Below are 321 nucleotides of genomic sequence, written 5' to 3' on the forward strand. Positions count from 1 at the left end.
CGAGGCTTGAAAGTCCCACTCTGGATTCGGACCATGCTGCAAAGACGGCCGGTCAAGGTCGTATCGGTCGCGCTCGCTAATAAGATTGCGCGCACGATCTGGGCCTTGCTGGTCAGAGGCGGCATCTATCAGGCGCCGGCCGCAATGCCGAAAACCTAATCTTAAGAGCTCTCCGGCGGAAGAAGAAAGCTGCCGAGGAGGCAAGGTGCAAATCTGGATGAACCCCGAATGACGTCATTCCCGGTAGCAATCAGACCGCCTGACTCACTGCGCTTCGAGCGCGAGAAATTGATTGGGCGATTGCTTCCGCGGATATCATCG

The 321-nt window shown here is 57.0% G+C and carries 1 pseudogene; it reads left to right on the plus strand.

Annotated elements, in window-relative coordinates:
- Positions 1–159: pseudogene (locus AC0L30_RS43185) on the plus strand (IS110 family transposase); the annotation flags it as partial.
- Positions 160–321 lie beyond the last annotated feature (162 nt).

Source organism: Bradyrhizobium sp. MI1.11 (genome assembly GCF_055811255.1).